General features: G+C 75.2%; 19 protein-coding genes. 6 read left to right on the forward strand and 13 right to left on the reverse strand.

Going from position 1 to position 20,962, the window contains the following annotated elements:
* Positions 1–134 precede the first annotated feature (134 nt).
* The 8 genes from ACYQBY_RS01305 to ACYQBY_RS01340 all read right to left on the reverse strand — a co-directional run bounded on the left by ACYQBY_RS01305 (position 135) and on the right by ACYQBY_RS01340 (position 9,033).
* The gene (locus tag ACYQBY_RS01305; RefSeq protein ID WP_459642000.1) at positions 135–935 is read right to left on the reverse strand and encodes a putative protein N(5)-glutamine methyltransferase; all 801 of its coding nucleotides are present in this window, start codon (positions 933–935) and stop codon (positions 135–137) included.
* A 120-nt stretch (positions 936–1,055) separates the two neighbouring features.
* Entirely contained in the window at positions 1,056–1,304 is a 249-nt protein-coding gene (locus ACYQBY_RS01310) for a hypothetical protein (RefSeq protein ID WP_459642001.1), read from the reverse strand.
* A 143-nt stretch (positions 1,305–1,447) separates the two neighbouring features.
* Positions 1,448–3,433: an alpha-amylase family protein gene (locus tag ACYQBY_RS01315; RefSeq protein WP_459642002.1), complete on the reverse strand. Its 1,986-nt coding sequence runs from the start codon at positions 3,431–3,433 to the stop codon at positions 1,448–1,450.
* Positions 3,399–4,766, reverse strand: coding sequence for a LacI family DNA-binding transcriptional regulator (locus tag ACYQBY_RS01320; protein WP_459642003.1), 1,368 nt, complete (start codon positions 4,764–4,766; stop codon positions 3,399–3,401). The genes ACYQBY_RS01315 and ACYQBY_RS01320 overlap by 35 nt, the downstream gene beginning before the upstream one ends.
* A gap of 2 nt (positions 4,767–4,768) precedes the next feature.
* Complete coding sequence (locus ACYQBY_RS01325; RefSeq protein WP_459642004.1) at positions 4,769–5,680, reverse strand: carbohydrate ABC transporter permease; 912 nt, start codon at positions 5,678–5,680, stop codon at positions 4,769–4,771.
* Positions 5,677–6,645, reverse strand: coding sequence for a carbohydrate ABC transporter permease (locus ACYQBY_RS01330; RefSeq protein WP_459642005.1), 969 nt, complete (start codon positions 6,643–6,645; stop codon positions 5,677–5,679). The genes ACYQBY_RS01325 and ACYQBY_RS01330 overlap by 4 nt, the downstream gene beginning before the upstream one ends.
* Positions 6,646–6,798: 153 nt before the next feature.
* Positions 6,799–8,211, reverse strand: coding sequence for an ABC transporter substrate-binding protein (locus tag ACYQBY_RS01335; protein WP_459642006.1), 1,413 nt, complete (start codon positions 8,209–8,211; stop codon positions 6,799–6,801).
* Positions 8,212–8,418: 207 nt separating this feature from the next.
* A complete protein-coding gene (locus tag ACYQBY_RS01340) occupies positions 8,419–9,033 on the reverse strand; it encodes an NUDIX hydrolase (protein ID WP_459642007.1) in 615 nt (204 codons plus the stop codon).
* 55 nt (positions 9,034–9,088) lie between these two features.
* Between ACYQBY_RS01340 and ACYQBY_RS01345 the strand changes: the two genes are divergently transcribed.
* From ACYQBY_RS01345 to ACYQBY_RS01370, 6 genes are all read left to right on the forward strand, one after another.
* Positions 9,089–10,486: an efflux RND transporter periplasmic adaptor subunit gene (locus ACYQBY_RS01345; protein WP_459642008.1), complete on the forward strand. Its 1,398-nt coding sequence runs from the start codon at positions 9,089–9,091 to the stop codon at positions 10,484–10,486.
* Positions 10,483–11,319: an ABC transporter ATP-binding protein gene (locus tag ACYQBY_RS01350; RefSeq protein WP_459642009.1), complete on the forward strand. Its 837-nt coding sequence runs from the start codon at positions 10,483–10,485 to the stop codon at positions 11,317–11,319. Before ACYQBY_RS01345 ends, ACYQBY_RS01350 begins: the two co-directional genes overlap by 4 nt.
* Positions 11,316–12,500 carry an ABC transporter permease gene (locus ACYQBY_RS01355; protein WP_459642010.1) on the forward strand — a complete coding sequence of 395 codons (1,185 nt, stop codon included), beginning with the start codon at positions 11,316–11,318 and terminating at the stop codon, positions 12,498–12,500. The genes ACYQBY_RS01350 and ACYQBY_RS01355 overlap by 4 nt, the downstream gene beginning before the upstream one ends.
* A gap of 97 nt (positions 12,501–12,597) precedes the next feature.
* Positions 12,598–12,792 carry a hypothetical protein gene (locus tag ACYQBY_RS01360; RefSeq protein WP_459642011.1) on the forward strand — a complete coding sequence of 65 codons (195 nt, stop codon included), beginning with the start codon at positions 12,598–12,600 and terminating at the stop codon, positions 12,790–12,792.
* Between the two features lie 89 nt (positions 12,793–12,881).
* The gene (gene dop, locus ACYQBY_RS01365; protein WP_459642012.1) at positions 12,882–14,465 is read left to right on the forward strand and encodes a depupylase/deamidase Dop; all 1,584 of its coding nucleotides are present in this window, start codon (positions 12,882–12,884) and stop codon (positions 14,463–14,465) included.
* A 134-nt stretch (positions 14,466–14,599) separates the two neighbouring features.
* Complete coding sequence (locus ACYQBY_RS01370; protein ID WP_459642013.1) at positions 14,600–14,794, forward strand: ubiquitin-like protein Pup; 195 nt, start codon at positions 14,600–14,602, stop codon at positions 14,792–14,794.
* A 97-nt stretch (positions 14,795–14,891) separates the two neighbouring features.
* On the opposite strand, the gene ACYQBY_RS01375 is transcribed toward ACYQBY_RS01370, so the two are convergent.
* The 5 genes from ACYQBY_RS01375 to ACYQBY_RS01395 all read right to left on the reverse strand — a co-directional run bounded on the left by ACYQBY_RS01375 (position 14,892) and on the right by ACYQBY_RS01395 (position 20,929).
* Positions 14,892–17,234, reverse strand: coding sequence for a beta-xylosidase/alpha-l-arabinosidase (locus ACYQBY_RS01375; protein WP_459642014.1), 2,343 nt, complete (start codon positions 17,232–17,234; stop codon positions 14,892–14,894).
* Between the two features lie 52 nt (positions 17,235–17,286).
* Positions 17,287–18,390, reverse strand: a complete 1,104-nt coding sequence (locus ACYQBY_RS01380) for a Gfo/Idh/MocA family protein (RefSeq protein WP_459642015.1) — start codon at positions 18,388–18,390, stop codon at positions 17,287–17,289.
* Positions 18,375–19,073, reverse strand: a complete 699-nt coding sequence (locus ACYQBY_RS01385; RefSeq protein WP_459642016.1) for a ThuA domain-containing protein — start codon at positions 19,071–19,073, stop codon at positions 18,375–18,377. The genes ACYQBY_RS01380 and ACYQBY_RS01385 overlap by 16 nt, the downstream gene beginning before the upstream one ends.
* A gap of 70 nt (positions 19,074–19,143) precedes the next feature.
* Positions 19,144–20,034, reverse strand: a complete 891-nt coding sequence (locus ACYQBY_RS01390; RefSeq protein ID WP_459642017.1) for a carbohydrate ABC transporter permease — start codon at positions 20,032–20,034, stop codon at positions 19,144–19,146.
* A gap of 1 nt (position 20,035) precedes the next feature.
* Positions 20,036–20,929 (reverse strand): carbohydrate ABC transporter permease, encoded by an 894-nt coding sequence (locus ACYQBY_RS01395; RefSeq protein ID WP_459642435.1) that lies wholly within the window; start codon positions 20,927–20,929, stop codon positions 20,036–20,038.
* Positions 20,930–20,962: the final 33 nt, after the last annotated feature.

Genomic DNA, 20,962 nt, shown 5'->3' on the forward strand with positions numbered 1-20,962 from the left:
GTGGGGGCCCCCGCGGCCCGCGCACCCCCGGCGGACGCCCCGTCAGCGGACCGTACGGGCTCGCGCGGCCGCGGGGACCGGACGTGCGCGCAGCGCACTTGACCGGCCGCGCACACCGGCGGTGCGCGCCCCGGTCAGCGGGCGCGGGGGAGCGTACCCAGCACGGCGGTGGCGCCGGTGTCCTCCTCGTGCACGACCTGCGCCCGCAGCCCGTTGCGCCGCAACACCTCCGCGGCGGTCGGCCCCTGCCCGGCGCCGACCTCGGCGAGGAGGTGCCCGCCGGGGGCCAACCACGCCGGGGCCTGCGCCGCGAGCCGGCGCAGCACCGCCAGGCCGTCGCCGCCGCCGTCGAGGGCGGCGCGCGGCTCGTGCTCGCGGGCCTCGCGGGGCATCAGGTGCAGCTCCCCGGAGGGCACGTACGGCGGAACCGCCAGCAGCACGTGCACGCGCCCGCGCAGGGCCGCCGGCAGCGCGTCGCACAGGTCGCCGCGGTGGACCTGCCCGAGACCGTCGAGGTTCCCGCGGGCGCAGGCCACCGCCGCGGGGTCGGCGTCGGCGGCGTGCAGGGCGGCGACGGGACGAGAGGCGGCGGCGAGCTCCGAGGCCAGCGCGGCGCCCAGCGCACCGCAGCCGCAGCAGACGTCCGCGACGACGGCACCGGCCGGGGCGAGGTCCAGCCCCAGCTCCACCAGCAGGGCGCTGCGCCGGCGCGGCACGAACACCCCCGGTGCCAGGCGGTAGCGGCGCCCCCGGAACCCGGCCCACCCCAGCACCTGCTCCAGCGGTTCCCCGCCCACCCGCCGCGCCAGCATCCCCGCCAGCACCGAGGCGCCGCCCGCCTGCGCCAGCAGCAGCGCGGCCTCCTCCTCGGCGAAGACGCAGCCCGCCGCGCGCAGGGCTGCCGTGAGGTCGGCGGGCTCGGGCACGGGGCTCATCCTGGGGCACCCGCACGCCGTGTGCTCCCGCTGCGGCCGGCTCGTGCTGTCGCCGGCTCGTGCTGTGGCCCGCCCGGTGCGTGTGCCCGCCCGCCCCGCCGCCGTGCACGGGGCGGTGGCTCAGCTCCCGCCCCCGCCGCCGTCCCCGCCGCCTCCGCAGTTCCCGCCACCGTCCCCGCCGCTCCAGCTCGCGGTGCCGCCGTCGGAGCCGCTCCAGGTGCTCGCGCCGCGCGCGGAGCGCTGGGCGGGGTGGGTCCTGTCCGCGCGGTGCGCACCGCGCGGCGCCCGGGGGCCCACGACGAGGCGGTAGGTGCCGATCAGCACGACGGACACGACGAACAGCACCACCGGGATCGCCAGGTCGTCCACGTCAGCCTCCTCGCCGACCCGGGCGCGCACCCGGTGCGCCAGCGTGGCACGGGCGGTGCCCGCCGCGCAGGCGAACCGCCGGGGCGCCGGAACCCGGCGCGGTGCCCACGGCGCGGGGCCCCGCTGACGACCGGGCGGTCCGCTCAGGTTCTCGGGGGCTCCGCCGTCCCCGGCTGCACCAGCCACGCCGCCGACCACGGCGGCAGCCACAGGTCCCCGTCGCCGCCGTGGTGCACGCCCGCGCCGTGCCGTGCCGCGTCCGCGGTGCCCAGCACGTCCCGCGCGCCGTCCAGGCCGTGGTCCGCCAGTTCCCCGCGCGGGACGGCGCGCCAGGTCCCGGTGACGTTGTACAGCCCGAGGAAGGGCCCCAGCGGGTGCCGGCGCAGCACCGCGAGCACGCCGGCGTCCGACGGCGGGAGCACCTCCGCCTGCGTGGAGGCGTGCAGGTGCGGCAGGCTCGCCCGCACCCGCGCGATCCGGCGCAGCCCCTCGAACACCCGCGCCGCCGCGCTGCCGGTCACGTGCCGCCGGGCGAGGACCTCCTCGTCGAGCCGGGGCCGGTGCGCCCAGCGGTTGTCCGCCCCGTGGCCGGGTTCGGCGGCCCAGTCCGGGTCGTTGCCCAGGCCGAGCTCGTCCCCGCTCCACACCACCGGGATCCCGCCCCAGGCGGCCACCACCGCGTGCGCCAGCAGGATCCGCGAGACCGCGTCCGCCGCCGCGCCGGGCCCCGGCGCGTCCTCCTCCAGCGCCGCCTGCAACCCGGCCAGGGCCGCGCTCGTGCCGCTGACCCGGCGGTCACCGGTGGCCTGGTTGTGCTGGAACACCAGCCCGCGCGCGGGGGAGCCGGGGTGCCGGCCGGTGTACCAGTCCGACAGGAACGCCCGGTGCGCCGGACCCGACAGGCCAACGGCCGCGGCGTCCTCGTCCATCACGGCCCAGCCGATGTCGTCGTGGCAGCGCACGTACGTGATCCACGCCGTGGACGCCGGCACCGGCGGGAGCTGCCGCAGCGCGTGCGCGGCCAGGCGCACGTCCTGTGCGGCGAGCATCGACCACACCTGCACCATGAGGCTGTTGTGGTAGGCCAGGTCCGAGACCTTGCCGTGGTGCGGCCCGCGGCCCAGGTAGTGCGCCAGGTCGCCCGGGGCCACGATCGCCTCGGCCTTGAACACCGTCGCCGGGCACGCCACCCGCACCAGGGCGCGCAGCGCGCGGGTGATCGCGTGCACCTCCGGCTGGTTCTGGCAGTCGGTGCCGATCCGCTTCCACAGGAACGCGATGGCGTCCAGCCGCAGCACCTCCACGCCCAGGGACGCCAGGAACAGCACGACGTCGGCGTACTCGGCGAACACGTCGGGGTTGGCCCAGTTCACGTCCCACTGGAAGGAGTTGAACGTCGTCCACACCCACCCCGCCAGCTGCGGGTCCCACGTGAAGTTCCCGGGCGCGAAGTCGGGGAACACCTCCGGCAGGGTCCGCTCGAACGCGTCGGGCTGCTCGCGGTCGCCGAAGACGTGGAAGTACCCCCGGTGGCGCGCGTCGCCGGCGCGGGCGGCCTGCGCCCACGGGTGTTCCGCGGCGACGTGGTTGAGCACGAGGTCCAGCACCAGGCTGATCCCCTCCGCGCGCAGGTCCCGCGCCAGTTCCCGCAGGTCCTCCACGGTGCCGAGGTCCGCCCGCACCCGGCGGTAGTCGGCCACCGCGTACCCGCCGTCGCTGTCGCCGTCGCGCGGGTGCAGCAGCGGCATCAGGTGCAGGTACCCCACGCCCAGCTCGCGCATGTAGGGGATGCGGCGGCGCACGCCCTGCAGGTCACCGGCGAACCGCTCGGTGTAGGCGGCGTAGCCGAGCAGGTGCGGCTCCTGGAACCAGTCCGGGCGCAGGGTGCGCGCCTCGTCCAGGCGCGCCAGGTCCGGGTCGCGGTCGCGGAACGCCACGGCCGCCGCCCGCACCAGGCGCCGCTCCAGGGCCTCGGCCTGCCCGGGCGGGTACACGGCGGCGATCCCGGCGTGCAGGTCCGGCCACCAGCGCTCCACCCGCAGCTCGAACGTCTCCCGGCGCCCGGGGGGGATGCCCCGGAGGATGTCGCCCGTCTCAGCGACGGCGTCCGCTGCCTGCACGTTCCCCATCCTGCGGGCTCGCCCCGCCGGCGTCGACCCCGCCGCCGGCGCCCGGGCCCGCGCGCGCCTGCCCGCGCCGCGGCCGCGGCGGGGCCGCCGCGCTCGCCCGCACCACCAGGGCGGTGCTGAGCACCACGTCGCGCGGTCCACCGGCCCCCGGGCCCGCCGCCGTGCCCGCCGCGCTGCCGCCGGCCGTGCCTGCCGTGCCCGCCGCGGTGCCGCCCCGGGGGGAGAGCCGGGCCAGGAGCATCTCCGCCGCGATGCGCCCCTGACTGCGCACCGGCTGCGCGACGGTCGTCAGCTGGTGGGTGACGGACATCTCGTGGTCGTCGATGCCCACCACCGACAGCTCCCGCGGCACCTGCCGGCCCGCCGCCCGCGCCGCGCACAGGACACCGATGGCCATCTCGTCGCTCGCCGCGACCACCGCCGTCGGGGGGTGCCGCTGCGACAGCAGCGCCTCACCGGCCCGCCAGCCGCCCGTGACCGTCCAGTCGGTGACCACCTCCAGCTCCGGCGCGGGTTCCAGGCCGGCGGCGGCCAGCGCCTGGTGCGCCCCGCGGGCGCGGTCCACGGCGGTCGCCCGTCGCACGTCCCGCCCGGAGTCGCCGCCGACGTAGCCGATGCGCCGGTGCCCCAGGGACAGCAGGTGCCGCGTGGCGGTCTCCGCGGCGGCCACGTCGTCGATGCCGACCCGGTCGCAGCCGGCCAGCGTGGAGGAGATCGTCACCACCGGCAGGGCCAGGCGCCGCAGCACCGCGGCCTCCGCGGGCTCCAGGTCGACCCCGAGCACGATGACCGCGTCGATCCGCTTGGCCAGCAGCCGCTGGTCCAGCACGAGGGTCTCCTGCCCGCTGCGGTCGCCCACGTTGACCAGCAGCACCTGGTAGCCGCGGCGGCGCAGCACGTCCTCCACCTCGGAGACGATCGTGGAGAAGAACCACCGGTCCAGGAAGGGCAGCACGACCGCCACGACCGACGTGCGGCCGGTGGCCAGGCTCGCGGCCGTCGGGGAGGCGACGTAGTCCAGGGCCTCGGCGGCCCGCAGCACGCGCGCGCGGGTGGCCTCGCTGACCCGGTCCAGGCCCCGCAGCGCCCGCGAGACCGTGGCCACGGACACGCCGGCTGCGACGGCGACGTCGCGGATGCTGCTCGGCGCGGCGGCGTCGCGGGTGCTGCTCGGCGCGGCGGCGTCGCGGGTGCTGCTCGGCGCGGCGGCGTCGCGGGTGCTGCTCGGCGCGGCGGCGCCCCGGACGCCGCGCGGCGCGCCGGTGGGAGGTCCCTCCGGCGCGCCGCGCGAGCCCGTGCCCCCGCCCGGCGCGCCAGTGCCAGGGGCGTCCACGGCTACCCCTTCAGCCCGCCCGCGAGCAGGCCCTTGACGAAGTAGCGCTGCAGCGACAGGAACACCACCAGCGGCAGGGCGATCGAGACGAACGCGCCGGCCGAGAGCAGGTGCCAGGCGCTGTCGCGGGTGCCGGAGAGGTTCGCCAGCGCCACCGTCAGCGGGTTCGTCTCCGAGGTGCCGAACGTCAGGCCCACGAGCAGGTCGTTCCACACCCACAGGAACTGGAAGATCCCGAACGCCGCCAGCGCCGGGGTGAGCAGCGGGAGCAGCACCGAGAAGAAGATCTTCACGTGGCCCGCGCCGTCCACCCGGGCCGCCTCGATGAGCTCGCGCGGGATCTCCCGCATGAAGTTGTGCAGCAGGAAGATGGCCAGCGGCAGGGCGAACGTGGAGTGCGCCAGCCAGATGGTGGTGTACGTGCCGGCGATGCCCCACTCCACGAACCGCGTCAGCAGCGGCAGCAGGGCGATCTGGATGGGCACGATCTGCATGGCGAAGATGGCCACGAACAGCAGGTCGCGGCCCTTGAAGTCGATCCACGCGAACACGTACGCCGCCAGCGCCGCCAGCGTCATCGGGATGAAGACCGAGGGCAGCGCGATGATGAGGGAGTTGACGAAGTACGGCCCGAGGGCGGCGGAGCCCTCCGCGCTGAGGACCGTGCGGTAGTTCTCCAGGGTGAAGCGGGGGTCGGAGAAGGCCGTCCACCACCCGGAGGTCTTGATGGCCCGCTCCGGGCGGAAGGAGGAGATGAGCAGCCCGAGCGTGGGCGTGGTCCAGAGCACGGCGAGGACCAGCGCGGCCAGCGTCGCCCAGGGCCTGCTCAGCTTGCGGGCCGCCGTCCGCGTCGCCGGGACGGCCGTCCCCTTCGCCGAGGTGCCGGCGGAGACGGGAGGTGTCGTGGTGCTCATCGTGCCTCCGAGGCGCGCATCTGACGGACGTTGTAGGCCACGATCGGGATGACCAGGACGAACAGCAGCACCGCGAGGGCGGCGCCGAGACCGACGTTGTCGGCGCGGAACGTCTGGCTGTAGAACTCGTTGGCCACGACGCTGGTGTCGAACTGCCCGCCCGTCATCGTGCGCACGATGTCGAAGACCTTCAGGGTGCCGATGCCGATGGTGGTCAGGACCACGACGACCGCGGGGCGGATCGTCGGCAGGGTCACGAACCGGAACATCTGCGTGACGCCGACGCCGTCGAGCTTGGCCGCCTCGATGATCTCGTCGGGGATGGCCTTGATGGCCGCCGAGAGCACCGTCATCGCGAAGCCCGCCTGGATCCAGATCATCACGACGATGAGCAGCAGGGTGTTCAGCGGCGGGTCGATGAGCAGCTGCTGCGGCTCGCCGCCGAAGAGGACGATGACCTGGTTGACCAGGCCGATCTGCTTGATGTTCCCCTGCGCCGGGCGGAACGCGTACATGAACCGCCAGATGATGCCCGCGCCGACGAAGGAGATCGCCATGGGGAGGAAGATGAGCGCCTTGGCCAGGCCCTCCGCCTTGGCCCCGTCCACCAGCAGCGCGTAGATCAGGCCCACGGCCGTCGCCACGAACGGGGTGATGACCACCCACAGGACCGTGTTCCCCAGCACCGTGAGCTGGTTCGACGTCGTGAAGATCGTGACGTAGTTCTCGACGCCGATGAAGGTGTCGCCCTGCGCGTCGTGGAAGGACTGCCAGATGGTGGCCAGCGCCGGGTAGAGGAGCCCGATGGTGAGCATCACCAGGGTCGGCGCCAGGAACACCCAGGCGGTGATGCGCCCGCCGGCGCGCTCGCCGACGGTGCGGGCGATGAGGAGGATGACCGCCATGACCGCTGCGAACGCGGCGAAGGCGACGATCAGGTTGGTGAACTTCTCGGCGCTCGACATGTGAGCCCCTGCCCTCCGTTGGGGTCGCGGACGGGTCCGGCCGCGCCCCAGGGGGGACGCGGCCGGGTCGTGCGGGATGTCTCCGGCGGGGTGGGTCCGGCGGCGTGCCCGCCCGGGGCCGCCTCACCGGACCCACCCGTCAGCTGCGGGGGCTCACTTCGGCCAGGAGGCCTCGATGGCGTCGGCGACCTCCTGGCTGTTCTTGCTGCCGGTGATCCAGTTGGTCGACTCCTTCCAGAAGCTGTTCGAGCCGACCGCACCGGGCATCAGGTCCGAGGCGTCGAAGCGGAACACCGCGGCGGGGTCCTGGAGGATCTCCCGGGAGAGCCGGTCGATCGGGCTGGCCAGGTTCTCCTCCTCCAGGCCGCTGTGGGCGCTGACCCACCCGCCGCCCTCGGAGAGGCTGGCGCGCAGGTTGTGGTACTCCGGCGTGGTCAGGTACGTCTGGAACGCCTGGACCTCGGGCCGGTCGGAGAACGCGGTGATGAACTCGCCGCCACCGAGGACCGGCTTCTCCTCGGCACCGCTGCCGGGCAGGTAGAACGCGAAGACGTCGCCGTCCTCGGCGACCTCCGTCCCCTCGGGCCAGTTGGCCGCGTAGAAGCTGGCCTGCCGGTGCAGCGAGCAGGTCTGCTCGGTGATCGGGATGCCACCCTCCTGGAAGGTGGTGACGGCGATGCTCTTGACGTCGCCGAGCCCGCCGTTGACGTACTTGTCGTTCTTCAGGTACTGCCCGGCGGCCTCGAACGCCGCGACGATGCGCGGGTCGTTGAAGGGGATCTCGTGCTTGTACCACTGGTCGTAGACCTCGGGGCCGGCGGTGCGCAGCACGAAGTCCTCGACCCAGTCGGTGACCGGCCAGCCGGTGGCCTCGCCGCTGGAGATGCCCGCGCACCACGGCTTGTAGCCGTCGACGGCGAGCTTCTCGCTCAGCGCCTTCAGCTCGTCGAGGGTGGTCGGCGCCTTGAGGCCCTTCTCCTCGAACTCGGCCGGGGAGTACCACACCAGGGACTTCACGTTCGCGCTGTTCGGCGCGGCGTAGAACTTCCCGTCGACGGTGCCGTACGCCTTCCAGTCCTCGTTCCAGTACTCGTCGACGTTGGCGGCGACGGCCGCGGGGGCCTCCTTCACCGCGCCGGTCGCGACGAGCTGGGCGAGCAGGCCGGGCTGGGGGACGATGCCGATGTCCGGCGGGTTGCCGGCCTGGGCGCGCACCTTGATCTGCGTCTCGAACGCCTTGTCGCCCTCGTACTTCACCGTCGCGCCGGTGCAGTCCTCGAACGCCTTGAACGCCTCCTGGTACGGCGCGTCCTCGGGGGTGACGATGCCCGTGTAGAGGCTGATCGTCTTGCCCTTGATGTCGCCGAACTCGCTGAAGGGGGCGGCCTCGAAGACGGCGCAGTCGATGGCCGCGCTCGCGGCGTCGCCGGAGCTGCTGGCCTCGTTGTTGCCCGGGGCGTTGTTGGCCTCGCCGCCGCCACCACCGCAGGCGGACAGCGCCAGGCCGGCGGTCAGCGCTGCGGCGAGGGCCGCGGAGCGGCGGGTTGCCTTGGGACGAAGGCTCATGCCCGATGCCTCTCTCGTTCTCCCCGGCCCGCGCGTGGGCACGCGCGGCGTCCCGGGACACCTCTTCGTGTAAAAACGTTTACACCGGACTGCGAACGTACCCCGCGCCAGCGGCCCGCTCAAGCCACGCCGCCCATCGCTACCGATCCGTGACCGAAGCTGGAACTGCTCGTGACGCGCACCACCCCCGGTCCGCCCGGCGCGTGCTCAGGGCCGCGGCAGCAGACCACCGGGCCAGCGCGCCAGCAGGGCGCGGCTGTCGGGCACGAACGGCCACGACTCGTCCGCCAGCAGCCGGGCCAGCCGCGCGGGGGACGTCCACGCCCCCCAAGCCACCTCCTCGACCTGGTGGCGCACCGGCCCGTGCAGGCGCTCCTCCCAGCGGCCCTCGTACACGTGCGCCAGGTAGTGCGTGCGCTCGTCGCGGTACCAGGCGCGCAGCACCGGGCGCAGCCCGACGCCGTGCACGCCCAGCTCCTCGGCCAGCTCCCGCTGCGCCGCCTCGTCCGGGTCCTCCCCGGCGCCCACGACCCCGCCGGCCAGGCAGTCGTGCGCCCCGGGGTAGACGTCCTTGGTGTCGGTGCGCCGGTGCACGTACACCGCCCCCCGCGCATCGCGCAGCAGCACCCCCGTCGCCGCGTGCGGCAGGTTCAGCCGGCGCACCCGCTCCCGCGGTGCCTGCCCGCACACCCGCCCGTCCGGCCCCAGCAGGGCCACCGCCTCCGCGCCCGCGGCACCGCCGCCGCCCTCGCGGGCGTCGACGCCGTGGTCCTCGCGGTGGTTCTCGCGGTGGTCCTCGGGGTCCCCGGGTGGCGCGTCCACCCGGGGCACGCTACGCGCCGACCGGGGCGCCGCACCCGCGGCATAGGGTGACGCAGTGGCTCCCCGACCCCCCTGGACCCCGGCGCGTCGCGCCGCCCGCACCCGGCTGCCCGCCCTGCTCGCCGCGGTCCTCACCTCCTCCCTCGCGCTCACCGCCTGCAGCGACGCCGAGGAGGTGGTCGTCGACACCGAGCAGGTCACCCGCGGCGACGTCGTCGAGGTCGTCGAGGCGCCCGGCGCCATCGTCCCCAGGGCCACCGCCACCCTCACCGCGCCCGCCGCCGGGACCGTCGCCACCCTCGCCGTCACCGACGGGCAGGAGGTGCAGGCCGGGCAGGAGCTGCTGGTGCTGGACTCGCCCGAGGCCCGCGAGAACCTCGCCCGCGCCGAGCAGGCCGACGCCCAGGCCGCCCGCTCCGGGCGCGTCCCCACCGCCGGGCGCACCGGGACCACCGCCGAGCAGCGCCGCGCCCGCGCCGAGGCGCTGCAGGGCTTCGAGGACGCCCGGGCCCGCGCCGAGCTCATCGGGGACGAGGCCGCCCGCACCCAGGCCCTCGCCGCCCTCGACGCCGCCCGCGCCCAGTACGACCTGCTCTCCGCCCAGTCCGAGCAGCTCACGAAGCAGGTCGAGCAGGGCCTGGCCAGCGTCGGCACCGCCCTGGGCTCCCTCGGGCAGGCGCAGCGGGTGCAGACCCGCGCCGCCGTCGACGCCGCCCGGCGCGTCGTGGACTCCCTCGTCGTGGAGGCGCCCATCTCCGGGCGGGTCTCCCTCTCCGCCTCCGGCGGCGCCGGCGGAGGGGCGGCGCTGCCCGCCGGGGCAGCCGGGCTGCTGGCCTCCAGCGGCATCTCCCTGCCACCGGGCGCCGGTGCCGCCGGTGGGGCCCAGGCCGGCTCGGCCGCCCCCCTCAGCGCCGGCGCGCCCGTCGCCGCCGGCAGCGCCCTGGCCGTCATCACGGACGCCTCCGTCCTCACCGTCACCGCCGAGGTCGACGAGACCGACGTGCTGCAGGTGCGCCCCGGCACGAAGGCGGACCTGTCCCTGGACGCGGTGCCGGAGGCCGACTACGGCGCCACCGTGACCTCCCTGGACCCCGAGCCGAGCACCGGCTCCGGCGGGGCCGTCGCCTTCACCGCCCGCATGAGCTTCGACGGCGGCACCCTGCCCGGCGGCGCACCGGCCCCCGCGCCGCTGCCGGGGATGTCCGCCGTGGTCTCCCTGCGGGTGCGCGAGGCCCCCGGCGTCCTGCGCGTGCCCGCCGGTGCCCTGCTGCGGGCCGAGGGCGGGCGCGCGGAGGGCGTCTGGCTCGTGCGCGCCGGGCGCGCGCACCGCCAGGACGTCACCGTCGGCGCCCGCGGGGAGGAGTTCGTGGAGGTCCTCGCCGGCCTCACCGAGGGCCAGGAGGTGGCCGTCTCCGGCCTGGACACCCTGCGCGAGGGCGCGGAGGTGCCGTGAGCGCCGCCCCGACCGGCGCGCCCCCCGCCATCGAGGCCGTCGACGTGCGCCGCTCCTACCAGCTCGGGGAGGAGACCGTCGAGGCCCTGCGCGGTGTCAGCTTCACCGTCTCCGACGGGGAGTACGCCGCGATCATCGGCCCCAGCGGCTCCGGCAAGTCCACCCTCATGCACCTGCTCGGCTGCCTGGACCGGCCCACCTCCGGCACCCTGCGCGTCGGCGGGCGGGACGTGGCCCGCCTCTCAGACGGCGAGCTGGCGACGCTGCGCAACGAGGCCATCGGCTTCGTCTTCCAGGCCTTCCAGCTCCTGCCGCGCTCCAGCGCCTGGGAGAACGTGGCGCTGCCCCTGCTCTACCGCGGGGTGCCGCGCGGGGAGCGCCGCACCCGCGCCGAGGCCGCCCTGCGCGCGGTGGGCCTCGGGCACCGCCTCGGGCACCGCCCCACCCAGATGTCCGGCGGGGAGCAGCAGCGCGTCGCGATCGCCCGCGCCCTCGTCGGGGAGCCGCGGATCCTGCTGGCCGACGAGCCCACCGGCAACCTCGACACCCGCAACGGGGCGGAGGTCATGCGCATCCTGGAGGAGCTGAACTCCGAGCACGGCGTGGCCGTCGTGCTCGTCACCCACGACAACGAGGTCGCCGGCCGGGCCCGCCGCCAGGTCCGCGTGCGCGACGGGCTGGTGGAGGAGGACACCGCGCTCACCGGCGCGGCACGCACCACCGGCGCCCGGCACGCCCTCGACGCCCACCCCGACGCCCACCCCGACGCCCACCCCGACGCCCGCCGCGAGCCGCAGCACGCGCCGCAGCCCGAGCCGGGGCGGGCGCCGTGAAGGGCTGGGAGGCCTTCCGCGTCGCCCTCGACGCGCTGCGCGGCAACCGCCTGCGCAGCCTGCTCACCATGCTCGGCGTGATCATCGGCGTGGCCGCCGTCGTCGTGGTCGTCTCCATCGGTGCCGGCGCCCGCCAGCAGATCGAGTCCCAGGTCGAGGGCCTCGGCTCCAACCTGATCTTCGTCGTGCCGGGGGAGGCCGGCCAGCGCGGAGCGCCCACCGTCTCGCGGATGACGCTGTCCGACGCCGAGCTCCTCGAGCGCGTCACCGGTGACCCCGACGACGTGACCGCGCGCATCACCTCCGGGGAGCAGGTCCGCGCCGGCGGCACGGCGACCTTCACCACCCTCAACGGCACCGACGAGAACATGCCGCGCGTCTTCGACCGCCCGGTCACCGAGGGCACCTACCTCACCGGGACGGACGTGGAGACCCGCCGCCGCGTCGCCGTCCTCGGCCCGCGCACCGCCACCGCCCTGTTCGGCGACGCCGACCCCGTCGGCCGCCAGCTCAGCGTCGGCGGCACCCGCTTCCGCGTCATCGGCGTCCTCGCCGAGCAGGGGGAGTCCTTCGGCGTCAGCCAGGACGACGAGGTGCACATCCCCATCACCACCGCCCAGCGCCTCCTCGGCGTGGACCGCGTCGACGCCTTCGCGGTGCGCGCCACCACCTCCGAGGTCGTCCCCCGCCTCAGCCGCGACCTGCAGGCCGCGCTGAAGGACCGCTACCCCGACCAGCCCTTCAGCGCGATCACCCAGACGCAGATCCTCGGCGTCATCGGCAACATCCTGGGCCTGCTCACCACCGTCCTGGCCGCCATCGCCGGCATCTCCCTGCTCGTCGGCGGCGTGGGCGTCTCCAACATCATGCTGGTCTCCGTGCGGGAGCGGACCAAGGAGATCGGCCTGCGCAAGGCGCTCGGCGCCCGCCAGCGCGACGTGCTCACCCAGTTCCTCGTCGAGGCGGTCCTGCTCACCACCATCGGCGGCGTCATCGGCATCGTCCTCGGCGTCGGCGGCTCCCTGGCCCTGGACCGCTTCTCCCCGCTGCCGGCGGCGGTGGAGTGGTGGAGCCCCGTCGTGGCCTTCGTCGTCTCCGGGGCCGTCGGCATCTTCTTCGGCGTCTTCCCCGCCCGCCGCGCGGGCAGGCTCGACCCCGTGGTGGCCCTGCGCACCGAGTGAGGCGCCCGCGGGTGTGCCCGGCGGCGCGTGCGGGTATGGACGTCGGTGGCGGCGGCCGCCCGGCCACCGCGCCACGGGCGAGGAGCAGGAGGCCCCCATGAGCAGCCCGCACGACGAGCCGACCCTGGACGACGTCATCGACCCGACGGAGCACCTGGCCCCCGACCACCGCCAGCACGGCGGGATGGACCCGCGGCCGAACACGGACCAGATCGACGAGCTCGTCGAGCACGAGCGCCGCCTCGTCCACGGCGACGACGGCGGCACCGAGGTCCCCCCCGCCGCTGGCTGACGTCCCCCGCGACGGGCGGGGTCCGCCCGTCGCGGGCGCGCACCCGGCCCGCGACGGGCGCGCCGGGCGCGCGCGGTTAGGGTCGCTGCGTGAGCGTCCGCAGGGTCACCGGCATCGAGTCCGAGTACGGCGTCATCGCCCCCGGCGAGCCGGGTGCCAACCCGATGCTGCTCTCCGCGCAGGTCGTCAACGCCTACGCCGCCCCCCAGGGCGGCCCGGCCGGCCCCGCCCGCGCCCGCTGGGACTACGAGGACGAGGCCCCCCTGCGCGATGCGCGCGGCTTCGAGGTGGAGCGCTCCCGCGCCCACCCCAGCCAGCTCACCGACACCGGCCGGCGCGACAAGCGCGCGGTGCCGACGGTGTCCGCCGAACTCGCCGAGACCGACGACCCGACCACGGCCAACGTCATCCTCACCAACGGCGCCCGCCTCTACGTCGACCACGCCCACCCGGAGTACTCCTCCCCGGAGGTCACCACCCCGCGCGCGGCGGTGCTGTGGGACCGCGCGGGGGAGCGCGTGGTGCTGGAGTCGGTGCGTCGCATCGCCGCCACCCCCGGCCTGGCGCCGGTGAACGTCTACAAGAACAACACCGACGGCAAGGGCGCCTCCTACGGCACCCACGAGAACTACCTCATGGACCGCGCCACGCCCTTCGCGGAGATCGTGCGGCACCTGACGCCGTTCTTCGTCTCCCGCCAGGTCCTCTGCGGTGCCGGGCGCGTCGGCATCGGCCAGGACAGCCGCCGGCCCGGTTTCCAGATCAGCCAGCGCGCCGACTTCTTCGAGGTGGAGGTGGGCCTGGAGACCACCCTGAAGCGGCCCATCATCAACACCCGCGACGAGCCGCACGCCACCGCCGAGAAGTACCGCCGCCTGCACGTGATCGTCGGCGACGCCACCATGTGCGAGGTCGCGACCCTGCTGAAGGTGGGCACGACCTCCCTGGTGCTGGCCATGGTGGAGGCCGGCGCCCTCGACGGCGGCCCGGCGGGGGAGCTGCTCCTCGCCCAGCCCGTCGCGGAGCTGCACGCCGTCTCCCACGACCCCTCCCTGCGCCACCGGGTGCGCCTGCGCGACGGGCGGCGGATGAGCGCCGTGCAGCTGCAGTGGGCCTACCTGGAGGCCGCCGCCGCCTTCGTCGCCGCCCGCGGGGGCCCGGACCCGGACACCGCCGAGGTCCTCACCCGCTGGGAGTCCGTCCTGACCCGCCTGGAGCGCGACCCGGCGCTGTGCGCGCGGGAGATCGACTGGGTGGCCAAGCTGCGGCTGCTGCAGGGCTACCGCGACCGCGACGGGCTGGGCTGGGACTCCGCGCGCCTGCAGGCGGTCGACCTGCAGTGGTCCGACGTGCGCCCGGAGAAGGGGCTGTACCTGCGCCTGGCCGAGCGGGGCCAGGTGGAGCGCCTGCTCAGCGAGGAGGAGATCGCCGCCGCGGTCGTGCAGCCCCCGGAGGACACCCGCGCCTACTTCCGCGGCCAGTGCCTGCAGCGCTACGGCGCCAACGTCGCCGCCGCCAGCTGGGACTCGGTGATCTTCGACGTCGCCGGCCGGGGCGCGCTGCAGCGGGTGCCCACCCTGGAGCCGCTGCGCGGCACCCGCGAGCACGTGGGGGCCCTGCTGGAGCGGTGCGAGACCGCCGAGGAGCTCGTCGCGGCCCTCACCGGCACCTGAGGCCGGCCCGAAACACGATCGTCACCTGCGCCGCCGGGTACGACCGGCCGCGTGTCGGGATCTGGGGTTACTGTCGGCACAGGAGCAGCGCCCACTCCGGGCGCCGCGCACCCGGACCACCAGGGGGGCAAGCCGTGCCTGCACACGAGCAGCAGCGACCTCACCGCCGCGAGGACGAGCCGGACGAGCCGGCCCCCGCGCCCAGCGCCACCGCCTCCACCACCACCCACGACGAGGACGTCGACGCCCTGCTCGACGAGATCGACGACGTCCTGGAGACCAACTCCGAGGAGTTCGTGCGCGGTTTCGTGCAGAAGGGCGGCCAGTAGCCGTCGCGGCCGGGGGGCTGCGGGTGCCCGGAGCCCGCGGCCCCCACCCCGCAGCCCCCGCCGGCGTGCGGCCCGACCGGATCAGGTGGCGACCCGGTCAGGTGGCCGGGCGCACCACCACGTCGACGAGGCGCCGGTCCGCCGTGGTGACCTCGTGCACCGCGCCGGTCAGCTCCACCTCGGCGCTCAGCTCCGCGGTGCGGCAGTCCGGCCCCACCGCCAGGCGCACCGCGCCCGGCTCCACCACCCGGCGCATCGCCCGGTCGCTGAACGCCAGCCGCGTCGTGGGCACGTCGAACTCCACCTCCACCGCCTCCCCGGGCTCCAGCTCCACCCGGGCGTAGGCCAGCAGCTGCGCCACCGGCCGCGTCACCGAGGCCACCACGTCGTGCCCGTACAGCTGCACCACGTCCGCCCCGGCCCGCCCGCCGGTGTTGGCCACCCGCACGGCCACCCGCAGCGAGGAACCCGTGGGCACCCGCTCCTGCGCCACCCGCAGGCCGGTGCGCTCGAACGTGGTGAACGACAGCCCGTGCCCGAAGGGCAGCACCGGGGCGGTGTCCAGGTTCGTCACCGAGCTCGCCCCGCCCAGGCGCGGGTGCAGGTAGCTGTACGGCTGCGCGCCCGCCGAGCGCGGCAGGCTCACCGGCAGGCGCCCGGAGGGGTTCACCCGCCCGCTCAGCACCCCCGCCACCGCCGCCGCGCCCTCCTCGCCGGGGAAGAAACCCTGCACGCAGGCGGCGGCCCGCCCCAGAGCCCAGTCCAGCACGTAGGGCCGGCCGGTCAGCAGCACCAGCACCACCGGGGTGCCCGTGGCCAGCACCCGCTCGGCGAAGGCCCGCTGCACCCCCGGCAGCTCCAGGTCGTCGGTGTCGCAGCCCTCACCGGAGGTGCCGCGCCCGAACAGCCCGGCGCGGTCGCCCAGCACCACCACGGCCAGCTCGGCCCTCGCCGCGGCCTCCACCGCCGCCGCGAAACCCGAGGTGTCGGCGGAGTCCACGTCGCAGCCGCGCACGTGCTCCACCTGCGCCCCGGCCAGTTCCGCGCGCAGCGCCTCCAGCACCGTCGGCGCCGGCAGCCGCGCGTCCACCTCCGGGTGCTGGGCCAGGACGTGGTTGACGAAGCTGTAGCAGCCGAACAGGGCCGCGGGATCGTCGGCGTTGGGCCCCAGCACCGCCACGCGCCGCGGCGTGGCCGCCAGCGGCAGGGTGCCGTCGTTGGACAGCAGCACCATGGAACGCTCGGCCAGCTCCGCGGCCAGCGCCCGGTGCGCCGGGGGGTCCAGGTCCAGCTCCCCGACGGCGCCGGGGTCGAACGCGTCCGGGTCCCCGGCGACGTCGAGCAGCCCGAGGGCCGCCTTCTGCCGCAGCACCCGGCGCAGCGCGCGGTCCACCAGCTCCTCGGGCACCTCACCGGCGCGCACCGCCTCCGCCAGCGGCTCCAGGTACGCCACCCCGGTGGGCAGCTCCACGTCGATCCCGGCGCGCAGGGCCTGCGCCGCGGCGTCGCCGAGGCCGGCGGCCACCTCGTGCAGGGAGTGCAGGAACGCCACGGAGAAGTAGTCCGCCACGACGGTGCCGGAGAAGCCCCACCGCTCCCGCAGCACCCCCGTCAGCAGGCCCTCGTCCGCGGCCACGGGCAGGCCGTCCACCTCCGCGTAGGAGTTCATCACCGACCCCACGCCGCCGTCGAGCACGGCCATCTCGAAGGGCGGCAGCAGCACGTCCGCCACCTCCCTGGGCCCGGCGTGCACGGGGGCCAGGTTGCGCCCCGCCCGGGAGCCCGAGTACCCCACGAAGTGCTTCAGCGTCGCCACGACGCCCGTGGACTGCAGCCCGCGCACGTAGGCCGTGGCGATCGTCCCCACGACGTAGGGGTCCTCGGAGATGCACTCCTCCACCCGGCCCCAGCGGGCGTCGCGCACTACGTCCAGCACCGGCGCCAGGCCCTGGTGCACACCCAGGGAGCGCATCGTCTCCCCGATCTGCGCGCCCATCCGCTCCACCAGGTCGGGGGAGAAGGACGCCCCCCACGACAGCGGCGCCGGGTACGTCGTGGCCTGCCAGGCGGCCAGGCCCGTCAGGCACTCCTCGTGCACCAGCGCGGGGATGCCCAGCCGGGTGCCGGTCACCAGCCGGCGCTGCCGCGCGGCGAGCCTGCGGGCGCCCTCGGCGGGGTCGACGGGCACCGTGCCGAAGGGGCGGGTGAACTGCCCCAGGCCGTGGCGGGCGAAGGCCTCGAACTGCACGTCGGCGGCCTGCATGGCGTCCTGCATGGGCGCCACGTCACCGCCGTCCCCGCCGGCGCTGCCGTCGTCCTCGCGCTCCCACAGCCCCACGAGCTGGGCGAGCTTCTCCTGGAGGCTCATCCGGGCCAGCAGGTCCTCCACGGCCGCCTCCCCGGCGGGCCGGGACGCGGACGGGGTGGGGTGGGTGTTCACAGCGGTTCTCCTCCAGCCGGGAGGCGGGGGCCGCGTGCGGGCCCCCGCCGGTTCACGACGCCAGGTCCTGCAGGGCGACCGGTGCGGGGCGCTCGCAGGTGCTGGTGACGGGCAGGGCGCGGCCCTCCTGCGCCGAGCGCAGGAGGCACTCCATGACGTCGAGCACGTGGTAGGCGAGCTCCCCACCGGCCCGCACGGGCGCACCGGGGGCGGCGGCCAGGTCGAGCAGGCCGATGCCGCGCCCGCCCTCGCGGTAGCCCGCGGAGGGCTCCAGCGTCCGCCAGTCCGCAGCGCCCAGCTCGAAGAGCTCCACGTCGCCGTCGAAGTAGTTCGGGTCGGGCACCGTCAGCGACCCGGACTCCCCGTGCACCTCGATGCTGGCCGCCTTCGTGCGCACCGCGTCGAAGCTCATCAGCAGGGTCGTCAGCGCGCCGCAGGCGTGGGTCAGCACGCCGGTGACGTGGGTGCCGGTGCGCACCGGGATCGTCTCCCCGGCCCGCGGGCCCTGGCCGATGGTCCGGGTGGGGCGGGTGTGCGAGGCGGCGCCGAGCACGGAGGTCACCGGGCCCAGCAGCGTCACCAGGGAGCTGACGTAGTACGGGCCCATGTCCAGCAGCGGGCCACCGCCGGGGGCGTAGTAGAAGTCCGGGTTGGGGTGCCAGCGCTCGTGGCCGGGGGTGACCATCGTGGCGGTGGCCGCCACCGGCGCACCGACCAGGCCCGAGTCGATGGCGCGCCGGGCGGTCTGGGTGCCCGTGCCCAGGACCGTGTCGGGGGCGCAGCCCACCCGCACCCCCGCCGCGTCGGCGGCCTGCAGGACCCGCGCGGCCTCGCCGGTGGTCGCGGCCAGCGGCTTCTCCCCGTAGACGTCCTTGCCCGCGGCGATCGCGGCCAGGGCGACCTCGGCGTGCGCAGCGGGCACGGTGAGGTTCAGGACGACGTCCACGTCCTCGCTGCGCACCAGCTCCTCCACCCCCATCGCCCGCGCCCCGGGGTGCTGGGCGGCGACGGCGGCCGCGCGGGCGGCGTCGAGGTCGGCCACCGCGCTCACCCGCAGGGCGCCCAGGCGCGCGAAGGTGGTCAGGTACTGCCCGCTGATGTGGCCCGCGCCGACGATGCCGACCCGCAGCGCGCCCGGCGTCACCTGCTCGCCCACAGCAGGCCCCGCTCCACGATCCGGCGCACGGAGGGCTCGCGCAGCACCTCGACGCTGTGCCCGGGGGTGCACACGAAGACCCGCCCCGCGCCCCAGCGCCGCGTCCAGACCGCCGGGGAGGTCACCGGGCGGTGCCAGGACCCCCACCCCAGCACCGGCACCGTGGTGGTGGCCAGCACGTCGTTGTAGTCGTCGGTGAGCACCCAGTACTGCTCGGTGGTGAGGGCGAAGTCGGCCACCCCCTCGGTGACGGGGTGCACGGCGCCCGCCGGGGTGATCTCCACCTGGTACGGGACGAAGAAGTCCGACTGCTCCCCGGTGCGCTCACCGGGCGCCTTGGCCGGGTGGCAGGCGAACTGCCCGCCGACCAGCTGCAGGTAGTCGGAGTTGTCGCGGTAGGAGTCGGCGATGCCGCCGTGCCAGCCGGCCAGGCCGGTACCCGCCTCCACGGCCGCGCGCAGCCCGGCGACCTCCTCCCTGGCGATGGAGGACATCGTGGTGCACTGCAGCACCAGGTCCACCCGCGACATCACGGCCGCGTCGGCGTAGACCTTCGGCGACTCCTCCACGCGCACGTCGAAGCCCTGCTCCCGCAGGAAGGGGATGAACTCCTCGGTCGCCTCCACCGGCTGGTGTCCCTCCCAGCCGCCGCGCACGACGAGCGCGCTCCTGTCCTGTTGCACGAAGGTTCCCTCGTTCCTGTGTTCCGGCCTGTCCGGGCCCGGCCGTGTGTAGCACGGCCGGGCCCGGAGGTCACTTGCTGAAGCCGGCGGTGAGTCCCGCGACGAGCTGGCGGCGTCCGAGGACGTACAGCACGAGGATCGGCAGCGTGGAGAGCACCACCGCGGACAGCACCGCGGGGACGTCGATCTGGTACTGGCCCTGGAAGGCGGACAGCGCCAGCGGCAGCACCCGCCGCTCCGGGCTCTGGGTGAGGACCAGCGGCAGCAGGAAGCTGTTCCAGACGCCGAGGCCGTTGTAGATCGCCACCGTCACGATCGCCGGCCTCGTCAGCGGGAACGCCAGCCGCCACATCGTGCCCCACTCGCTGGCCCCGTCCAGCCGCATCGACTCGAACAGCTCGTTCGGCACGTCGCGGATGAAGTTGGACAGGATGAGGATCGTCAGCGGGATCGCGAAGGCGATGGAGGGCAGGATCAGCGCCATCAGGGTGTCGTACAGCTGGAGCTTGATGATGATCAGGTACACGGGGATGATCGTCGCCTGCAGCGGGATGGCCAGGCCCAGGAGGAACAGGGCGTTGACCGAGCGCAGGAACCTGCCACCGCCGCCGCGCACGATCGCGAAGGCCGCCATGAAGGACATGAGCACCGCGGGGATCACGGAGGCGGCCGTCACGATGACGCTGTTGAGGAAGTAGCGCAGGAAGTCGGACTCCAGCACCCGCCCGTAGGCGGCCAGCGTCGGCGACTGCGGGGGCAGCAGCGGGTTGCTCGTGAAGTACTCCGCCTGCGGCTTGAGGGTCGTGATCACCAGCCAGTAGATCGGGATGATGATGATCGCCAGCCACAGCCAGCCGAACAGCCCGCCCAGCCAGTTGCGCTCGCGGACCTGACCGCCGGCGCCGGAGGACCGGGCGGGCCGGGCCGGGCTGCGGGTGGAGGGGGGAGCGGTGGTCGCCATGTCAGGCACCTTCCAGCTGGCTGGCGTTGGCGTCCTTGCCCCCGAGGCGCTGCAGCCCCAGGGCGAGCAGCAGGCCCACGACGACGAGGATCACGGCGATGACGCTGGCCAGGCCCATCTGGCTCGCCCGGAACCCGCGCACGTACATGTCGAGGGCGAGCACCCGCGTGGCGTTGCCCGGGCCGCCCGCGGTGAGCACCCAGATGAGGTCGAAGAAGGTGAGCGAGCCCACGACCATCAGCGTCGAGGACGTGATGATCGTGTACTTCAGCTGCGGGACGGTGATGGAGAAGAACTGCCGCAGCCGCCCGGCGCCGTCGATCTTGGCGGCCTCGTACATCGAGGCCGGGATCTGCCGCACCCCGCCCTGGTAGATGAGGGAGTGGAACGGCACGAACTGCCAGGAGACGATGAACACCACGACGCCGAGGGCCAGGACGGGCTCGCCCAGCCAGTTCTGCCGCAGGAAGTCCAGGCCCAGGCCCGCCCCGATGCCGAAGTTCGGGTCCAGCAGCGACTTGTAGACGATCGCGATGGCCGCCGAGGAGAGCAGCAGCGGCACGAAGTACAGCACCGCCAGGAACGCCCGGTAGCGCTGCTGCCCGGCGATGAAGACGCCGATGAGCAGGCTGATGGGCGTCTGGAACAGCCACGACAGCGCCATCACGAGGAACGTGACCCACAGCGCCTTGAGCAGGCCGGGGTCGGTCAGGACGGCGCGCCAGCTGTCCAGGCCGGTGAAGGGGATGTCCCCGATGCCGGTCCAGGAGGTGAAGCTGAGCACGAGCACCCCGAAGAGCGGCACCACCCCGAAGGCGAGGAAGAACAGCAGCGCCGGGAGCACCAGCCAGGCGAGGGCGCCGGTGCGGCGCCCCGTCGCGGTCACCGTGCGCACCGGGGCCGGCGGGGTCGCGCGGACCCCGCCGGC

It is taken from the genome of Kineococcus anabasis, assembly GCF_054590795.1.

Excerpts from the sequence above, each read along its gene's own strand:
- ACYQBY_RS01305 (WP_459642000.1), bottom strand. The coding sequence starts at position 935 with ATGAGCCCCGTGCCCGAGCCCGCCGACCTCACGGCAGCCCTGCGCGCG.
- ACYQBY_RS01330 (WP_459642005.1), bottom strand. The coding sequence starts at position 6,645 with ATGTCGAGCGCCGAGAAGTTCACCAACCTGATCGTCGCCTTCGCCGCG.
- ACYQBY_RS01325 (WP_459642004.1), bottom strand. The coding sequence starts at position 5,680 with ATGAGCACCACGACACCTCCCGTCTCCGCCGGCACCTCGGCGAAGGGG.
- ACYQBY_RS01390 (WP_459642017.1), bottom strand. The coding sequence starts at position 20,034 with ATGGCGACCACCGCTCCCCCCTCCACCCGCAGCCCGGCCCGGCCCGCC.
- ACYQBY_RS01335 (WP_459642006.1), bottom strand. The coding sequence starts at position 8,211 with ATGAGCCTTCGTCCCAAGGCAACCCGCCGCTCCGCGGCCCTCGCCGCA.
- ACYQBY_RS01315 (WP_459642002.1), bottom strand. The coding sequence starts at position 3,433 with ATGGGGAACGTGCAGGCAGCGGACGCCGTCGCTGAGACGGGCGACATC.
- ACYQBY_RS01360 (WP_459642011.1), top strand. The coding sequence starts at position 12,598 with ATGAGCAGCCCGCACGACGAGCCGACCCTGGACGACGTCATCGACCCG.